The 18,375-nt window shown below is 48.6% G+C and carries 18 protein-coding genes; 11 read left to right on the top strand and 7 right to left on the bottom strand.

Annotated features, from left to right (window positions below; all coding sequences use genetic code 11):
* The first annotated feature begins 20 nt into the window (after positions 1 to 20).
* Both EDF88_RS07450 and EDF88_RS07445 read left to right on the top strand, forming a co-directional pair.
* The gene (locus tag EDF88_RS07450; protein ID WP_134183807.1) at positions 21 to 968 is read left to right on the top strand and encodes a 2-hydroxyacid dehydrogenase; all 948 of its coding nucleotides are present in this window, start codon (positions 21 to 23) and stop codon (positions 966 to 968) included.
* 56 nt (positions 969 to 1,024) lie between these two features.
* Positions 1,025 to 2,338, top strand: coding sequence for an MFS transporter (locus EDF88_RS07445; RefSeq protein WP_134183805.1), 1,314 nt, complete (start codon positions 1,025 to 1,027; stop codon positions 2,336 to 2,338).
* Positions 2,339 to 2,341: 3 nt separating this feature from the next.
* Here EDF88_RS07445 and rna read toward each other — a convergent pair whose 3' ends face one another.
* On the bottom strand, positions 2,342 to 3,148 hold the full coding sequence (gene rna, locus EDF88_RS07440) for a ribonuclease I (protein WP_134183803.1): 807 nt from the start codon (positions 3,146 to 3,148) through the stop codon (positions 2,342 to 2,344).
* A gap of 85 nt (positions 3,149 to 3,233) precedes the next feature.
* Positions 3,234 to 4,610, bottom strand: coding sequence for an anaerobic C4-dicarboxylate transporter DcuC (gene dcuC, locus EDF88_RS07435; protein ID WP_034456731.1), 1,377 nt, complete (start codon positions 4,608 to 4,610; stop codon positions 3,234 to 3,236).
* A gap of 415 nt (positions 4,611 to 5,025) precedes the next feature.
* On the opposite strand from dcuC, the gene EDF88_RS07430 reads away from it, so the two are divergent.
* From EDF88_RS07430 to cspE, 7 genes are all read left to right on the top strand, one after another.
* Positions 5,026 to 5,436 (top strand): DUF2946 domain-containing protein, encoded by a 411-nt coding sequence (locus tag EDF88_RS07430; protein ID WP_243839595.1) that lies wholly within the window; start codon positions 5,026 to 5,028, stop codon positions 5,434 to 5,436.
* Between the two features lie 65 nt (positions 5,437 to 5,501).
* On the top strand, positions 5,502 to 5,849 hold the full coding sequence (locus EDF88_RS07425) for a copper-binding protein (RefSeq protein WP_134183801.1): 348 nt from the start codon (positions 5,502 to 5,504) through the stop codon (positions 5,847 to 5,849).
* A gap of 11 nt (positions 5,850 to 5,860) precedes the next feature.
* The gene (locus EDF88_RS07420; protein WP_134183799.1) at positions 5,861 to 7,117 is read left to right on the top strand and encodes a TolC family protein; all 1,257 of its coding nucleotides are present in this window, start codon (positions 5,861 to 5,863) and stop codon (positions 7,115 to 7,117) included.
* Positions 7,117 to 8,574 (top strand): efflux RND transporter periplasmic adaptor subunit, encoded by a 1,458-nt coding sequence (locus EDF88_RS07415; RefSeq protein WP_134183797.1) that lies wholly within the window; start codon positions 7,117 to 7,119, stop codon positions 8,572 to 8,574. The genes EDF88_RS07420 and EDF88_RS07415 overlap by 1 nt, the downstream gene beginning before the upstream one ends.
* The gene (locus EDF88_RS07410; protein ID WP_134183795.1) at positions 8,571 to 11,690 is read left to right on the top strand and encodes an efflux RND transporter permease subunit; all 3,120 of its coding nucleotides are present in this window, start codon (positions 8,571 to 8,573) and stop codon (positions 11,688 to 11,690) included. The genes EDF88_RS07415 and EDF88_RS07410 overlap by 4 nt, the downstream gene beginning before the upstream one ends.
* A gap of 191 nt (positions 11,691 to 11,881) precedes the next feature.
* The gene (gene pagP, locus EDF88_RS07405; RefSeq protein ID WP_279586334.1) at positions 11,882 to 12,439 is read left to right on the top strand and encodes a lipid IV(A) palmitoyltransferase PagP; all 558 of its coding nucleotides are present in this window, start codon (positions 11,882 to 11,884) and stop codon (positions 12,437 to 12,439) included.
* A 201-nt stretch (positions 12,440 to 12,640) separates the two neighbouring features.
* On the top strand, positions 12,641 to 12,850 hold the full coding sequence (cspE, locus tag EDF88_RS07400) for a transcription antiterminator/RNA stability regulator CspE (protein ID WP_004100146.1): 210 nt from the start codon (positions 12,641 to 12,643) through the stop codon (positions 12,848 to 12,850).
* Between the two features lie 212 nt (positions 12,851 to 13,062).
* Here the strand turns inward: cspE and crcB are convergent, their stop codons facing one another.
* Positions 13,063 to 13,446, bottom strand: coding sequence for a fluoride efflux transporter CrcB (gene crcB, locus EDF88_RS07395; RefSeq protein ID WP_064517008.1), 384 nt, complete (start codon positions 13,444 to 13,446; stop codon positions 13,063 to 13,065).
* 107 nt (positions 13,447 to 13,553) lie between these two features.
* Here crcB and EDF88_RS07390 point away from each other — a divergent pair, with 107 nt between their 5' ends.
* The gene (locus EDF88_RS07390) at positions 13,554 to 14,342 is read left to right on the top strand and encodes a deaminated glutathione amidase (protein WP_134183793.1); all 789 of its coding nucleotides are present in this window, start codon (positions 13,554 to 13,556) and stop codon (positions 14,340 to 14,342) included.
* A 127-nt stretch (positions 14,343 to 14,469) separates the two neighbouring features.
* Positions 14,470 to 14,673 carry a twin-arginine translocase subunit TatE gene (tatE, locus tag EDF88_RS07385; RefSeq protein ID WP_064517012.1) on the top strand — a complete coding sequence of 68 codons (204 nt, stop codon included), beginning with the start codon at positions 14,470 to 14,472 and terminating at the stop codon, positions 14,671 to 14,673.
* Between the two features lie 98 nt (positions 14,674 to 14,771).
* On the opposite strand, the gene lipA is transcribed toward tatE, so the two are convergent.
* From lipA to dacA, 4 genes are all read right to left on the bottom strand, one after another.
* Entirely contained in the window at positions 14,772 to 15,737 is a 966-nt protein-coding gene (gene lipA, locus EDF88_RS07380; RefSeq protein WP_064517014.1) for a lipoyl synthase, read from the bottom strand.
* A gap of 272 nt (positions 15,738 to 16,009) precedes the next feature.
* Positions 16,010 to 16,651 (bottom strand): lipoyl(octanoyl) transferase LipB, encoded by a 642-nt coding sequence (gene lipB / locus EDF88_RS07375; RefSeq protein WP_134183791.1) that lies wholly within the window; start codon positions 16,649 to 16,651, stop codon positions 16,010 to 16,012.
* 86 nt (positions 16,652 to 16,737) lie between these two features.
* Positions 16,738 to 17,001 carry a DUF493 family protein YbeD gene (gene ybeD, locus EDF88_RS07370; protein WP_034456720.1) on the bottom strand — a complete coding sequence of 88 codons (264 nt, stop codon included), beginning with the start codon at positions 16,999 to 17,001 and terminating at the stop codon, positions 16,738 to 16,740.
* 111 nt (positions 17,002 to 17,112) lie between these two features.
* Positions 17,113 to 18,324, bottom strand: coding sequence for a D-alanyl-D-alanine carboxypeptidase DacA (dacA, locus tag EDF88_RS07365; RefSeq protein WP_034457229.1), 1,212 nt, complete (start codon positions 18,322 to 18,324; stop codon positions 17,113 to 17,115).
* Positions 18,325 to 18,375 lie beyond the last annotated feature (51 nt).

Raw genomic sequence — 18,375 nt, 5'->3', positions numbered from 1 at the left:
CTGACTTAACCGGGGGAACCATGTCGCAACCTACCCAACACGTATTACTTATTGCTCCAGTGATGGATGCACTTCAGCAGCAGCTGGACACTCATTACACCGTTCATCGCCTTTACCAGCAGTCTGACGCTGCGGCCTGGCTTGCTGACAACGGCGCACAAATTGGTGCTGTTGTGACGCGGGGTGATATCGGCGTGACTACCGCCGTGCTGGAAAATCTGCCTCAGGTTGGTGTGATTGCCATTTTTGGTGTCGGCACTGATGCGGTGGATCTTGAATATGCTCGCCGTCGCGATATTGCGGTGACCATTACTGCCGGTGCGCTCACTGATGATGTCGCCGACCTGGCTTTCGGTTTGCTGTTGAGTAGCGCTCGTCAACTTTGCCAGGGTGACCGCTTTGTACGAGAAGGGCGTTGGCTCCAGGAAAGCCCTGCATTAGCAACCCAGGTGAGCCGTAAACGTATCGGAATTTTTGGGATGGGGAATATTGGCCGAGCCATTGCCCGTCGTGCCATCGGCTTTGATATGGAAATTTATTACACCGATCGCGAAATGGATAGCTCGCTGCCGTATCACTGGTGTGAAGATGTATTAAGTCTTGCCCGCAATAGTGACTTCTTTATTGTTGCGGTATCGGGTGGCAAGGCAAGTCACGGCATTGTGAATCGACAAGTATTCGAGGTACTGCCTAAACATGCGTTGGTCATTAATATCGCTCGCGGCAGTATTCTCAATGAGCATGACTTAATTACCGCCTTACAAAATGGTGATATTTCCGGTGCTGGGCTGGACGTTTTTGTGAATGAACCTAATGTACCTGCTGAATTAATCTGTATGGAGAATGTGGTATTACAACCGCATGTTGCCAGCGCCACACATGAAACACGCCAGCGTATGAGTAATATCGTATTTGAAAACGTTGAGGCTTATTTCAATCATAAGGTTCTGCCGCACCGTATTAATTAATTCCCGGAGCCCTTTATTAAAAAGGGCAATGACTTTTATTGTCACGGATAAATACCATGGAAAAGAAAATCCCCGGCACTCGCTGGTGGCGCGTGGTCGCGCCTATTTTAATCGCCTGTATTATTTCTTTTATGGATCGGGTGAATATTAGTTTCGCACTTCCCGGTGGAATGGAGGCTGATTTAGATATAACCAGCCAAATGGCAGGTCTCACCAGTGGGATATTTTTCATCGGTTATCTTTTCTTGCAGATCCCCGGTGGGCGTGCGGCGGTGAACGGTAGTGGTAAACGGTTTATCGCCTGGTCGCTGGTGGCGTGGGCTATCGTTTCTGTCGCCACAGGTTTTGTCACCAACCACTATCAGGTCTTAGTTCTACGGTTTGTGCTTGGTGTCGCCGAGGGGGGGATGCTGCCAGTTGTGCTGACGATGATCAGCAACTGGTTCCCGGACCGTGAGATTGGGCGTGCTAATGCTTTTGTCATGATGTTCGCTCCCATCGGCGGTATGGTAACAGCGCCAATCTCGGGTGCGATTATTCAGAGTCTGGACTGGCGCTGGCTGTTTATCATCGAAGGCCTGCTGTCGATTGTGGTGTTGGCTGTATGGTGGTGGCTGATTAGTGATCGCCCGCAGGAAGCTCGCTGGTTACCTGCTGCAGAGCGTGAATACCTGCTGGCGGAATTTGAACGCGACCGTCAGGCGCGAAGCCTGAAGCAGCCGGTAAGTAATGCACCGTTGCGCGACGTATTTCGTAACAGCAGTCTAATGAAGCTGGTGGCACTTAACTTTTTCTACCAAACCGGTGATTACGGCTACACGCTGTGGCTGCCGACCATCCTCAAAAATCTTACCGGTGCGAATATGGCGGGTGTTGGGCTGTTGGCTATAGTGCCGTTTGTCGCGACGATTATCGGTATCTATGTCATTTCAATGCTGAGCGATAAAACAGGTAAACGCCGACTGTGGGTGATGATTTCACTGTTGTGCTTTGCCGCGGCGTTGCTGGCATCGGTAGTTTTACGTCATAACATTATTGCGGCCTACATTGCTTTAGTGGTGTGCGGGTTCTTCCTGAAGGCTGCAACCAGTCCGTTCTGGTCGATTCCGGGTCGAATTGCATCTCCAGAAGTTGCCGGCGGGGCACGTGGTGTAATTAACGGTTTAGGTAACCTGGGGGGCTTCTGCGGCCCATGGTTGGTGGGGATGATGATTTATCTCTACGGGCAGAACATGGCAGTCTGCGCCCTGGCTGGTTCGTTGGTGATTGCTGCACTGATAACCCTGACGTTACCAAAGAACTGCGATCTGACTCCAGATAATGGAAAGCCAGTCGCAGATGAGTCGGCTAAACAACCACACGTTGCTTAACCGTCAGTAACCCACAGCATCCAGGCGGAACTGCTTCGCGCAGTTGCCTGGATTTCTTTGTGTGGCAAACGAGCTTTCATTAAGCGGGCTATTAATTTTTGCCGCTGCCAGCGAGATTTGCATTTCCGTCAGGTATGCAGGGTTACCGTTACAGGTCAGTTTTACCGCCTTCACCGCATCACTTCCCCAGCTCTTTTCCAACGCTTTATTGAACGCTTTTCGCGTGACGATTTTGCCGTAGTTTGTTGCCAAAAAATCACCGAAAGCGCTTTGTTTGAATTCATTGTTCAGGCGAACCATGGTGCCGAAATAGGCATTGGGGTTAAAACCAAAACACACGCCATGTTTTGCGAACTCATAGCGTTCAAGGCACGACTGACCTCCAGCCCCTGGCATGACGCCCGCAAGTTTGCTGGCGATATCTGTTGATAGCGCAGGTGCTGGCGCCTGGCATTTTTGCGAACCGCGAGCTTCGGCCATGTTCGGCACCGGGCGGGTTGAACAGCCGTAGCGCATCCACCGTTTTTCATCCACGCCTCGCGCCGCAACTGATTTTGGCAAACCAGGCCACAGGCCGTGCACGGTTAAGAAAGTGCGCTTGTCATTTTGCTCTTGCTGCGTTTTACATTCGGCAGGTTCGTTGCGGTTACGCTCATGCATGCTCTGGCAAAAACCGGTTTGCCAGGACAGAGCCAACACGTAACGGTCGAAATCGGCATACTGTTTGGCGGTGAGTTCTTCCGCTTGTGACAGATGGCTGGTGGCCAGTAGGGAAGTCAGGATTAGCGTGTTTTGCCACATTAATTTCATCGTTTTCTCGCTCGGGCTTCCAGAAGTCACTTTATTTAAACATAAAAAAAGCGCCTCAATGAGGCGCTTATTGCAAAGCTAAAGATTAAGGCAGAATAGCTGCAGACGGCACCAGAATTTCGGTGGCAATAATCACGACAATCAGACCAACAGCAACGGGTACTGACGTACGTTTTACCACTTCGAATGGAGAGATTTTTGCCATACCCGCAACCGCAACAACCACACCGGAAACCGGAGAAATGGTGCGTCCAAGATTGGAGGCTTGCAGCATCGGAATCGCCAGGTATGCAGGGTTGATACCAGATGAGTGAGCCAGTTTAGGGATCATCTCGACAAAGGCATAGAACGGTGCGTTACCGGAGCCGGTAGTCATTGCTGCCAGCATGGTGAGTACGACCAGCACCAGCATCAGAATGATACTTGCTGAACCGAACGAGGTAGCAATTGAGATTAGGCTCTGGATAAAGCCGATAGTGCTAAGGCCTTGTGCAAATACACCCGCAGCAACCAACAGCATAACCACGTTTGCGAAGGCATCAGCCATCCCGCGATAGCAGACTTCAAGGCCGGAGAAAACGGTTTGTGCTTTGAAGCTGCGGAAGAATTCAATCACCGCGGCAATCAGAATACAGATCACCAAAATAGAGATGATATGCAGCTGTGGACCCCATTTGCCGTCGAAAATCAGCACGCCGATAATTGGTGTAAATGGCAGAATGGCATAGAAAGAAGGTGCAGTAGTCTGGATTTCGCTGACATCGAGCATTTCGTGGCTGACGTTTTCTTTTTTATCCAGGTAGCGCTGCCAGAAGAAGTGGGCAATCGCCATGGCAATAATGGCAGCGATAGAAATTGGCACGGTGGTTTTAAAGGCAAAATCAACCAATGACATTTCTGCAGCTTTTGCCGCCAGCACTACGTCGCCAGAAGTTGGAGACAGGATGATTGCCGCAGGAGAAGCACAAATTGCTGCCGCCGCACCACGACTAATCCCCACGTTCACCATAACCGGGAACAACGTTGCCATCAACAACACACCCAGGCCGGTTGCAGATGAAACCGCCAGTGACATAAGACAAGCCACGAAATAAGCGGCGATCATCAGAATATAGGGTGAGTTGATTAATTTCAGCGGCTTAGATGCAAGCTTAACCACCATATCGTTGGCGCCGATATGTGTCATATAAGCTGCAAAACCGCACAGCATCATGATCATCATGCCGAGATCGCCACCGCGGCTCATCAGCAGGATTTTGACATATTCAACAATATCGGTTGCGGTATACCCGGTGCTTTCGGCATTGCCAGGTAAAACCTTGTGGCCCATCAGGGCACTTATAATCAGTAATGTTAAACCACCGACGAATAATACGCCGGTCGCGGAGTAGCCCTTGATGATGTAGCGAGCTACACCGACAATAACCACAACCCCAATAAGTAATTCAAGAGTAGTTAGCATTTGAGTCCCCTGTCGCGTTCGGCATCTTTACCCATTGAAGCGGGTGAGTAGTACCTGAACGCAACGCCATGCCAGAAAATAAAAAAATAAGACGCTTTGCAGTCGTCGGCGAAAACGGTGCCAATCTGCCTGAATCGTTCGAGCAGATTTCTGATGAGCATCAAATTTAGTAAGCTTCGTTCTGCTGCTATGACACTTTTGTCGGCAGCATTGCAATTATGACATTTACTTATTGATTAGCGGTATATATTTATATCGCTTATTGCTCTGTTAATAATCACATGAGGATTATTTAATTAAAATTATATTACATAATTGTTAATTACCCATCTAAATGTAAAGCAACCAAAAATCTCTTTAAAATAAAAAGGTCTAATGCTTATACTGCCGCCTCGTATATTTTGGGGTAACCAAGTTGCAATCCACTTTCTGGTCGACAAGCCGTTTACGCTTCCTCAGAAAGCATCTTTTGATGCTGCTGTTGGCGTTTGGCTGGCTGTTTGTCAACAGCCAGGTCGCAGTGGCATCGCATGACTGCCCGGTAGAAATTAGTGCGCCATCCCTTTCCGTTCAGCATAGCGAGCATATGCTGATGAAAAACCATTGGGATATGGTGAAAGCGAAGGGAACGCTGTGTGATAAACACTGCATTCCGGACGTGATGCAAAAAGATAACGGCTATAGTGCTTTGGCCGCATTACCGGTCACCGACACTCTGGCCTTAGTGATCCCCGAATGTACCGAAACGGTTACCTCGGTTGCCTTATTAACCCCGCCTGCAACTGGCCCTCCGGCCACAATACGGTTTTGTCGTTTTAGAGAATAACTCCAGCACTGTCTTGGTTCATCCCTTACGGATTTCATCCTTTGACTTTAGTTCTGGAGATTTTTATGTCTGCTATTTCTGCACGTTTCTTCATGGCCGTTGCGCTGTCTGTATCTACTTTCTTTACCGTGGCTCACGCCGCTTCTCACGATATGAATCATGAAATGTCGATGGCTCAGCCAATGGCCGCTGAGGTTTACCACGGCCATGGTGTGGTAAAGAAAGTCACCAACGATTCCATTTCCATCGCCCATCAACCTATCGCGGTCCTTAACTGGCCAGCAATGACCATGACATTCAGCTTGCCTGAAGCGGGAGCATTGCCGGTGGTGAAAGCTGGTGAAACGGTTGACTTCACCTTCAGCCAGCAGTCTGAAGGCTACAAAATCGCTTCGGTTACCCCGACTAAGTAACTGAGGTCATCATGAAACAACATTCCTTGAGCTTGTGGCTCGGCGGGGTGCTGTTTGCTGTGTCTGTCTCTGCCGCAAATGCGGCAGAGTTCAGCCTGCAACAGACCCTGTTCGCTGCTGAAAATTATTCCGCTGAACTGTCCGCTAACCGTAATCAGAGCGATGCGCTGAGTTCAATGGCTGATTCCGCACGCCAGCTACCTGACCCTAAATTGAAATTTGGCATTGAAAATGTCCCGGTGCAGGGCAGCAATAGCCATCGATTTACTCGTGAAGGCATGACCATGCAACGCATTAGCGTCATGCAGGAGTATGTCAGCGAGGATAAACGCGACCGTAAAGCCGAAACTATTTTGGCTCAATCCGCCAGCAGCGCAGCCAAAGCCGAAGTGATTCGGACGACATTACAAAAAACGACTGCTCAGGCCTGGCTTGATCTGGCGTTATCGCAAAAAGTGCTTACAACGGCGCAAAAACTGGTGGGCGAAACCGAGCGCCAGGTGGGTGTGCAAAAAGCGACAGTCGCTAGCGGTAGTTCACCGGCTTCAAGCGTTGTGGATATTCGCATGACGCTCTTAGGGATGGAGGACAAAGTCACGCTCGCGCAGCGTGATGTAGCTCTGGCCCAGACGCGCTTACTGCAATTGACGGGTAAACAGATTGATAAAACTAGCGGTACGTTGCCGCGTTATCAGCGTTTGCCTGCAGATCCGGCATTACTGGAACAAAATGTCGGGCAGCACCCGGAAGTGATTGAGGCGGCGCGCGAGGCCGATGTAGCCAAAGCTCGTTCGGCACAGTCAGCGGTAGCGGCGAAACCGAACGTCGGTGTTGAGGTTTTTTATGCTCATCGTGCGGATGATTACGATGACATGGCTGGCGTGATGTTTACCGTCGATTTACCCATGTTTAAATCGCAGCGTCAGGATAAAGACCTTGCGGCAGATATGTCCCGATCTATGGAAGCCAACGACCAATTAGCATTGGCGAATCGTGAGCGTGTAGCACTGGTGCGCACACTTGTCGCGCAGTATCAGGCAGCCCAAACACTCTGGTTGCGCCAGCAAGATGAAATATTGCCTCTGCAGCGCCAGCGCCTCTCGCTGGTTGAAGCGCAATACCGTTCTGGGCAATCGACCCTCTCCGACTTACTCAATGCTCGCCGTACTTTGCTTGATACCGAACTGACCGCGCATAGTGCAGAAAAAAATGTGGCTGAAACCTGGGCCGCCATTCGTTATCTGACGCCACAGGAAAACAACCAATAATGAACACCATAACGAAAATTTCATTGTCAGCGCTCACTATCGCGGCGGCACTTGGCGCTGGGTATTACGCGGGTAAACAAAGCCATTCCACCACAACTACACAAGTTGTTCAGCCAGAACGAAAAGTTCTTTATTGGTACGACCCGATGACGCCAGGTCAGCGCTTTGATAAGCCGGGTAAATCGCCGTTTATGGATATGGACTTAGTACCGCGTTATGCCGATGAAGCTACCGAAGATGGTGGTGTGACGGTAAGCGCTCGCCAACAACAAAACCTCGGAATCAAAACTGCGTTGGTTGAGAAGAAAACCCTGGAATATCAATTTGATGCTTTTGCTACTGTCTCTACAGATGAACGTAGCGTGCAGATTATTCCGGCCAGTGCCAATGGCGTTGTTGAGAAGTTGTTTGTTAATGCGCCGCAGCAATTCGTCAAAGCGGGTGAACCACTTGCGCAGTTGTGGATACCTGAATGGACGGCCGCACAGCAAGAGTATCTGGCGGTGCGTCGTTTGGGAGATGGCGCATTAAGTACCGCCGCTCGAGAACGTCTGCAACTCCAGTTTATGCCTGCGGAAATAATTCGCCAGGTGGAGAAAACCGGGAAACCGCAAACTCGTGTGACGGTGCGTGCTAAACAAGCAGGCTACATCAATAAGCTAGATACACGCGAGGGTGCGCAGGTCGCGGCAACAGCGCCTTTATTTGAAATTGCCAGCCTCGAATCTGTGTGGATTGTGATTGATTACCCGCAAACCCAGGCCCAGGTGCTGCAAGTGGGGAGTGAAATTCAGGCCGCAAGTGACAGCTGGCCTGGTGAGGTTTTCCATGGGCGAGTGAGTGAGTTGTTACCCAATATGGAAACGACTACCCGAACGCTTAAAGCGCGCATCGTGCTGGACAATCCGCAAATGAAGCTCAAGCCGGGGATGTATCTCAATGTGAAACTAGCCAGGCAGCTTAATCTCCCTCCAGTTCTGGCTATTCCAGAAGAGGCGATGATTGAAACGGGCAGCAATAGCCGGGTGTTAGTCGCTCAGGATGATGGTCATTTCAACCCGGTGAATGTAGTGGTTGGGGCGGCGCAAAATGGCTGGGTTGAGATTAAACAAGGATTGAAAGAGGGCGATAAAGTTGTGACCTCCGGGCAGTTCCTGATTGATTCCGAAGCAAGCCTTCGCAGCGCATTGCCACAGGAGATAGTTGCAACTACTGCCACCCAGGAATACCAAGGCGAGGCAGTGGTGAAAGAAATTACTGATGATGCTGTCACCCTTGCGCATAAGCCTATTGCGGCGTTGAAGTGGGGGGCGATGACCATGGACTTCGCACTGAAATCGGCGGCTGACGCGCAGGGTGTAAAGGTTGGCGACAACGTGATGTTCAGTTTCACAATGGATGACGAACATGGCGCAGTAATCACTCATCTGATGCCGATGGCGGGGGCAATGAAATGATTGCTGCCGTTATTCGCTGGTCACTTAAAAATCGGCTGCTGGTGTTGCTTGTGGCGATCATGATGGCGGCGTGGGGAATTTGGTCGTTGCAACGCGCACCGCTGGATGCGCTGCCAGATCTCTCTGACGTACAGGTGATCATTCGTATTAATTACCCAGGCAAAGCGCCACAAGTTGTTGAGGATCAGGTTACTTATCCGCTTACCACTACCATGCTTTCGGTACCAGGCGCGAAAACTGTGCGCGGTTTTTCGATGTTTGGTGACTCATATGTCTACATTTTGTTTGAAGATGGCACCGATCCTTACTGGGCGCGCTCGCGGGTTCTGGAGTATTTAAGCCAGGTTCAGTCTCAGTTACCCCCTGAAGCTAAAGCTTCGTTAGGGCCGGATGCGACGGGAGTGGGTTGGGTTTATGAATATGCGCTGGTGGACAGAACCGGCAAACATAGCCTGGCAGATTTACGCGCTCTTCAAGACTGGACGCTTAAATTTGAGCTAAAAACTGTGCCGAACGTTTCGGAAGTTGCGAGCGTAGGCGGCATGGTTCGACAGTACCAAATTGTTCTCGATCCACAGCGCATGCGGGCGCTGAACATCACACATCAACAAGTTATTAGTGCAGTGCAAAGTGCTAACCAGGAAGGTGGCGGTTCGGTCATCGAAATGGGTGAAGCCGAATATATGGTGCGCACAGCAGGTTACCTGAAGAACCTGAATGATTTTAAACAGGTAGTGATCACCACACGTGAAGGCGTGCCGGTGTTATTGAGCGATGTAGCAACACTGCGCATGGGGCCTGAAATTCGGCGTGGCGTAGCGGAATTTAATGGTGAAGGCGAGGTTGCGGGCGGCATCATCGTAATGCGCTACGGTAAAAATGCGCTGGATACGATTAATGCGGTAAAAGCGAAGCTCCAGCAAGTTCAGAAGAGTTTGCCTGCGGGTGTCGAAATCGTTCCGGTATATGACCGCTCACATCTGATTGAAAATGCTATTGAAACACTCTCCCACAAGTTGCTGGAAGAGTTCATCGTAGTGGCAATTATCTGCGCACTATTCTTGTTCCATTTCCGTTCCGCACTTGTGGCGATGATAACCCTGCCGCTGGGGATTCTGGGCGCGTTTATCGTCATGCACTACCAGGGGGTGAACGCCAATATTATGTCGCTGGGCGGGATAGCCATTGCGATTGGGGCAATGGTTGATGCCGCGATCGTGATGATTGAAAATATGCATAAAGTGCTGGAACAGTGGCGGCATGATAATCCTGATAAGCAACCTTCTGGTGCTGATTACTGGCGAATTTCTGAGCAGGCGGCGGTGGAAGTGGGGCCGGCATTGTTCTGTAGTTTGCTGATTATCACGCTCTCCTTTATTCCTGTGTTTTCCCTCGAAGCACAAGAAGGGCGCATGTTCTCCCCACTGGCGTTTACCAAAACCTACGCTATGGCTGTTGCTGCGGGGTTGGGTATCACGCTGGTACCGGTGCTGATGGGCTATTTCATTCGCGGAAAAATTCCTGATGAGAAGGCTAACCCTATCAACCGTTGGCTGATAGCCGCCTATGAACCACTGCTGGATAAAGTGCTGGCGCGCCCGAAAACCACGCTGTTGGTTGCAGGGTTAGTATTACTGGCGACGTTATGGCCGCTGAGCCGACTTGGAAGTGAGTTTATGCCGCCGCTTGATGAAGGTGATTTGCTGTATATGCCATCAACGCTGCCGGGTATTTCCGCACGTGAAGCCGGACGTTTACTGCAACAGACAGACCGCTTAATCAAAACCGTACCTGAAGTGGCGACGGTATTTGGTAAAGCTGGGCGCGCAGATACCGCAACCGATCCTGCGCCGCTGACCATGATCGAGACCACTATTCGTTTTAAACCGCGCGATCAATGGCGGCCAGGAATGACGATGGACAAGCTGGTTAGTGAACTCGATAGCGTGGTGAAAGTACCGGGGATTGCTAACGTTTGGGTGCCACCTATCCGTAACCGCCTGGACATGTTAGCGACGGGTATCAAAAGCCCGGTAGGCATTAAAGTAAATGGCAATAATATTGCCGCTATTGAGCAGGTGGCTGAGCAAATCGAGCGGGTGGTGAAGCAAGTTCCTGGTGTCACATCCGCTCTTGCGGAACGACTCGGTGGCGGGCGCTATGTTGATATTAATATCGACAGGCTTAAAGCGGCGCGCTATGGCGTCTCAGTCAAAGAGTTACAGTCATTAGTCGCAACGGTGATTGGTGGGCAAAATATCGGTGAAACGATTGAGGGACGTGAACGCTATCCGATCAACGTTCGCTACCCACGCGAAATACGTGACAACGTCCAAAAATTGCAAAACTTGCCGGTAATTACCGCAAATGGTAGCCAGATTGCGCTTTCTGAATTGGCAGACATCAGCATCACTGATGGCCCACCAATGTTGAAAAGTGAAAATGCCCGTTTATCTAATTGGGTTTATGTGGATTTACGTGGACGCGATTTAAAATCAGCAGTGGAAGATATGCAGCGTACAGTTTCCCAGCAGGTGAAATTACCTGACGGCGTCTCATTATCCTGGTCTGGTCAATTTGAATATTTGGAGCGCGCGAGTGCTAAATTAAGAATAGTCTTACCATTCACCCTGGTTATTATTTTCGTCTTGCTTTATGTAACATTCTCCCGTGTAAGTGATGCGTTGTTAATAATGGGGACTTTACCATTCTCACTCATTGGTGGTGTCTGGTTGCTATATTTGCTGGGATATAATTTATCCGTTGCGGGTGCGGTAGGATTTATTGCATTGGCTGGGGTAGCAGCTGAATTTGGCGTAATAATGGTACTTTATTTAAATCAAGCGATTGCGAGGCATAAAGCGCTAGATCCACAGGGAGGAAAACCCATGCTAATGCGCGCCCTACATGAGGGAGCAGTGCTACGCGTCAGGCCAAAAGTGATGACTGTTGCGACGATAATGGCGGGTTTATTGCCGATTATGTGGGGCGATGGTACTGGATCAGAAGTAATGCGCCGCATTGCGGCTCCGATGATTGGCGGCATGATTACCGCTCCATTGCTATCGATGTTGGTCATCCCAGCAATTTATGTGTTACTAAAAAAACATAAATAATAGTCGGTTGCCCCTGTTGTTTTTTTTAGCTTGAAAAAAACAATAGGGGTGACTTTTATGGGATGTTCAAATAGGCGTGAAAGGGTTTTTTAGGAATTAGCCATAGGTTTATTTAGCTTTTGTTAATATATAATTTGTTAGGCTGTGTATTGGATTTTGAAGTGGAAATCAATGTGACTCTAACAAATAAAATTATCTTTTCTTTTATTATTTTTGCATCACCATTAATGGTGCCGCCTGCTGCAATGGCGAGCCAAAATAATGTATTAGGTGACGCCTGGAATACTTTGTCTGATAACGTTTCACAAACGTGGAACGAGCCGCAACATTATGATTTATATGTGCCCGCAATAACCTGGCATGCTCGCTTTGCCTACGATAAAGAAAAAACAGATCGCTATAACGAACGGCCTTGGGGTATTGGGTTCGGGCAAACGCGTTGGGATGACAGCGGTAACTGGCATGGTTTATATCTGATGGCGTTCAAAGATTCCTATAACAAATGGGAACCTATCGGTGGCTATGGCTGGGAGAAGATCTGGCGTCCTTTGACTGATGATAACTTCCGTCTTGGTCTGGGCTATACACTGGGGGCAACAGCGCGTGATAACTGGAACTACATTCCGATTCCCGTGATTCTACCTTTGGCATCGGTAGGTTATGGCCCTGCAACGTTCCAGATGACTTATATACCCGGCACGTACAACAACGGTAACGTTTACTTTGCCTGGGTACGCTTCCAATTCTGATGGGCATTGGTAGTCTGGAATCATACAAATCGCGTATTTTTGCTGTCTGGTATTCAAAAATACGGACTGCTGCACAGTTTTTAAAATAGGTAGTAATTTTTATCACTTTTTAGCAATTCTGGGCTGGACAAAATCCATCACAATTGGTGTACTGATGCCCGACACAGCATTTGTGTCGTTTTTCATGTAAAGGTAATTTAGATGTCTAAGATTAAAGGTAACGTTAAGTGGTTTAACGAGTCAAAAGGCTTTGGCTTCATTACTCCGGAAGATGGTAGCAAAGACGTGTTCGTACACTTCTCTGCAATCCAGAGCAATGGTTTCAAAACCCTGGCTGAAGGTCAGCGCGTTGAGTTTGAAATCACTAACGGTGCCAAAGGCCCATCTGCTGCAAACGTAATGCCTATCTAAGGCTTTACCAGTAGAATATAAAAACCCGCTAAGGCGGGTTTTTTTTGCTTTAAATTTAAGGGAAAAGATAAACTTTCACAAAGCACATCACAATCAGCGTGCTCATCAGCACCGCTGTCCATCCCGCAACACGTTCTTTCATAAGTTTGCCTCACACTCATTTTGATCCAGAGTGGCAGACAAAAATTAAGCTAACCTTAACGTGGCTTGAATCAATGACCGTAGGCTAAAGAAACTAACCAAAATGCGACGGCAGTCATGGTGAGTGAACCTGCGAGGTTAATCAGCATATTCAATCCAGCCCAGGCCAGACGCCCATCTTGTAATAAGAAAACAACTTCTGCCGAGAAAGTTGAAAACGTCGTAAGGCCTCCGCAAAAACCTGTGGTGATTAACAGTTTCCAGACAGGGTCGAGGTGAGTCATTCTGGTAAACAGCGCCAGCCCAAGCCCAATAATAAACGCGCCGACCAGGTTTGCAGTCAATGTCCCGACGGGAATCGCCGCATGTACTGGGTTGAGCTTCATACTCAATAACCAACGCACAACACTTCCTGTCCCACCGCCAATAAACACGGCTAAAAGCATCTGCAACACGATAGTTTCCTGTTCGTTCTTATTTTAAAGTGCTTGAGTGTAACTTCAGCATGGGAAGTTTCACACCCGGTATACTGAAATTATTCGCAGCCTGTTGAGAGATGACAATGAAAGTTGTAGTAGGGCAATTTGCGGTGAGCAAGGTATGGCAGGAAAATGTACAAACCTGCCAGGAGTTGATGACGCAAGCGCGAGCAGCAGGGGCACAATTGCTGGTATTACCCGAAGCTGTCCTGGCTCGTGATGATAGCGACCCCGATTTATCAGTAAAATCAGCGCAAACAATGGACGACGAATTTATCGATAAGCTTTGCGAGCAGAGTCGTAATGATAATCTGACCACCATACTGACATTGCATATCAAAACCACGGTGGGCCGTGCGGCAAATACTTTGCTGGTAATTCGTGGCGGCGAGGTGATAGCTCGGTATCAGAAACTTCATCTCTATGATGCGTTTAATGTACAAGAATCGCGCCTGGTTGATGCGGGTGATGTATTGCCACCATTAATTGAGGTCGCAGGTTTTAAAGTGGGGTTAATGACCTGCTACGATCTGCGTTTTCCGGAGATGGCTTTGAGTCTGGCTTTAGCGGGCGCTGATATTTTAGTCTTACCTGCGGCATGGTTACGTGGCCCAAATAAAGAGATGCATTGGTCAACGTTACTGGCGGCTCGTGCACTTGATACCACATGTTATGTTGTGGCATCAGGTGAATGCGGTAATAAAAACATTGGTCATAGTCGAGTTGTGGATCCGCTCGGCGTTGTCATTGCATCGGCAAATCAGCGACCGGCTTTGATCTATGCTGAGTTGGATAGCGAATATTTAACTGAAGTAAGGGCCATGTTACCTGTCTTGAAAAACCGCCGGTTTGGCTTACCCAAATTGTTATGATGTTTTTTAAGTCGATCTTGATTCAACTTGTTACAGGTTGCTATTGTATCGTGCGAGAAAATGACCGTTAATTGTCTCAGTGTATTGTTCGCCGTATCCACGGCACGCATGATTAAAGAAGGTTGTTATGGGTGAGATTAGTATTACAAAGTTGTTGGTGGTCGGTGCGCTGATTGTTTTGTTATTTGGCACCAAGAAGTTGCGCACCCTGGGTGGTGATCTCGGCTCGGCAATCAAGGGCTTCAAGAAAGCCATGAATGAAGACGAGACTACCGCTAAGTCTGCCAACGATACGGATGCAACAACTGACCGTATTACGCATAAAGACTGATCACGACGCAGCTTTCGACCAGATATAAAAAAACCGGCATCATTTATGCCGGTTTTTTTGTGCTTGGCGCAAATTAAAGGTAACGATTTGTTACATCGTTATTTAACTTCCATACCTTTAGCTTGTAGATCTGCGTGGTATGAAGAGCGAACAAACGGGCCGCAAGCTGCATGGGTAAAGCCCATAGCCAGAGCTTCTGCTTTCATCTCTTCGAACTCGTCAGGGCTAACATAACGCTGCACTGGCAAGTGATGACGGCTTGGCTGTAAATATTGGCCCAGAGTCAACATAGTGACGCCGTGGCGACGTAGGTCGCGCATCACTTCCACAATTTCTGCGTTCGTTTCGCCTAAACCTACCATCAAACCTGACTTGGTTGGGATATCAGGATGCGCTTCTTTAAAACGCTCCAACAATTTCAGCGACCAGTTGTAGTCAGCGCCAGGACGTACTTTGCGATAAATACGCGGTACGTTTTCCAGGTTGTGGTTGAACACATCAGGCGGCGTGGCGGTAAGAATTTCTAGCGCTTTGTCCATTCGTCCACGGAAATCAGGCACTAATGTTTCAATTTTGATGGTCGGATTTTTTTCGCGAATTGCGCTTATGCAATCGGCAAAATGTTGAGCTCCACCGTCGCGCAGGTCATCACGGTCAACTGATGTGATGACGACATAACGTAATGCCATGTCAGCGATAGTTTGGGCCAATTTGGCTGGTTCATTGGCATCTGGTGCAACAGGGCGACCATGAGCCACATCGCAGAATGGGCAGCGACGAGTGCAGATTGCACCAAGAATCATAAAGGTTGCCGTTCCGTGGTTGAAACATTCCGCCAGATTAGGGCAGGAAGCTTCTTCACACACAGAGTGCAGACCATTTTTACGCATTGCCGCTTTGATACCCTGAATTCGGGTCGAATCAGATGGAAGTTTGATCTTCATCCATTCTGGTTTTCTTAACAGCTCCTGGCGCTCAGTGACCACGTTTTTAACCGGGATCAGAGCCATTTTATCGGCGTCGCGATACTTGACGCCGCGTTCCATTACAATAGGTTTACTCATATCGTACGTGTTCCAGTTGCTGAAAAAAATCAGGCTAATCGAATGTTTTATTTATCAACTATTTTTTAATAGCGCCCGAAGTATATCATCACTGAAGGGAATAAATCAGCCTGACAGAGCAGTAAATGGGGAAAGAATTGTAAATGAGTTGTTGGATTGTGCGCTTTTCGAGGTTAACAATTAGCAAATCGACCTCATAGCAACCGCCGGGAGGTCGATGTGACTACGCAGCCTATAATTTGTGCAGGATGCAGTTGTCAGAATAATAAATACTAAGCAGGTAAGTATTTAACCGGCGGATTATTCAATAACTCGATGAATTTATTGATGAGCAATGGTTGTACATCTTCAAGTGACGTTCCAGCGCGTAGTGAACTGACCTGTGTCATCTCAAGACCTGCATATCCACAAGGGTTGATTCGCAGAAAAGGGCTGAGATCCATATCAATATTCAATGCCAGCCCGTGAAATGAACAGCCCTTACGAATACGTAAACCCAGAGAGCAAATCTTACGTCCATCAACATAGACACCAGGAGCATCCGCGCGTGGATAAGCTTCTATCTGTAATTCTGCAAGGGTATTGACCACGGTTTGCTCAAGAATGGTGACCAGTTCCCGAACACCGAGCTTACGACGTTTAAGATTAAGCAACACGTACATCACTTGCTGACCTGGTCCATGGTAAGTGACCTGGCCGCCCCGGTCGCTTTGAATCACGGGTATATCACCAGGAACGAGCACGTGCTCCGCTTTACCTGCCTGGCCTTGTGTAAAGACACGCTCGTGTTCTACCAGCCAAATTTCATCGGCGGTCGTTTCATCACGGGTATCGGTAAAATCATGCATCGCCTGAGAAATGGGTTCGTAGGGTTGCAGGCCAAGTTGGCGGATTTGAATAGTATCTTGAGACAAAACATCGTCTCCGGCAGGTTAGAAAGATGAGGGAGTATATATCACCGGGGCAAAAAGCAGTACCCGGCCTATTGGCCGGGTATGAATTACAGCACCATACGAACGATTTCGATCTTGCCGAGCTCTTCGTATAGGGTCTCAACTTGCTCAATGTGAGTCGCTTTAATGGTAACCGATACAGAATGGTAATTACCTTTGCTGCTCGGTTTAACCTGCGGGGTGTAGTCACCAGGTGCGTGGCGCTGCACCACCTCAATGACCAAATCAACCAGCTCGGGTTTCGCCAAACCCATCACTTTGTAAGTAAAGGGAGTCGGGAATTCGAGCAATTCTTTCAGATTGGTTTTCATGGTAGCTCCAGCGTTACGGCATTAAAAATGATAACTCCCGCCAGGAGGGGCGGGAGTTGCTTTGATTCATAGTATATGGGGATGACTTCTATTCTTTCAAGTGTTCAATTATTAACCAAACCAATGATGGAATGTCAGTTTGATGTAATCAATGATACGACTGAAGAAATTACCTTCTGGCATTTCCTGAAGGACAACCAGTGGGCGTTGCTCGATAGTTTTTCCATCGAGTTGGAAATTGATGGTACCAACAACCTGGTTTTTCTGCAGTGGTGCATGCAGTTCAGTGGTGTTAAGTACATAGCTCGCTTTCAGATCTTTCATGCGGCCACGAGGGATTGTCAGATAAACGTCTTTATCAACCCCGAGCGATGCACGGTCGTTATCACCAAACCAGGCTGGCTCAGAAGCAAACTCTTTACCGGCTTTCAGTGGTGAGACAGTTTCAAAGAAACGGAAACCCCAGGTCAGCAGTTTTTTGCTTTCGGTTTCACGACCTTTGTACGTACGTCCACCAAGTACTGCAGAAATCAGGCGCATCTGGCCTTCAGTTGCAGAGGCCACCAGGTTATAACCTGCGGCATCGGTATGACCAGTTTTGATGCCATCAACTTGCAGGCTGGTATCCCACAGCAAGCCGTTACGGTTTGTCTGGCGGATATTGTTGAAGGTGAACTCTTTCTCTTTGTAGATAGCGTATTCGTTCGGCACATCGCGAATCAGCGCCTGGCCAATCAACGCCATATCACGCGCTGAGCTGAATTGGCCTTCGGCATCGAGACCGTGTACGGTCCCGAAATGGGTATTCTTCAGACCCAATGCGGAAACATAGCTATTCATCAGGCCAACAAATGCATCCTGGCTGCCGGCCACGAAATCGGCCATTGCAACACATGCATCGTTACCTGATTGCAGGTTAATACCGCGAATCAGCTGAGATACTGGCACCTGCATGCCAGGTTTCAGGAACATCAATGATGAACCTTTAAATACCGGATTACCGGTCGCCCATGCATCCTGTCCAACAGTCACAATCGAGCTTTCGTTAAATTTACCGGCTTTCATCGCTTGACCGATGACGTAGCTGGTCATCATTTTGGTCAGGCTTGCAGGATCACGACGTGTATCAGCATTAGACTCGGCCAGTACTTTACCGGAGTTGTAATCGATCAGGATGTACGCTTCCGCATCAATCTGCGGGACGCCTGGGATCATGGTTTTAATGTTCAGGTCGTCAGCGTGTGCGACAGCCATCCCCGAAAGAGTGAGGGCCGTAGTGAGCGCCAGGCGTTTAACAAAACGAAAAGAAGGGGCTGTATTCATGATTAGAACAACGACATCCATGATGGGAATAAAAAAAGTGCCTTACTATAG

This window comes from Buttiauxella sp. BIGb0552 (assembly GCF_004366275.1).
Lineage (GTDB): Bacteria > Pseudomonadota > Gammaproteobacteria > Enterobacterales > Enterobacteriaceae > Buttiauxella > Buttiauxella gaviniae.
Note: the sequence above shows the minus strand (reverse complement) of the source record. Positions and strands in the feature narration are given on the sequence as shown.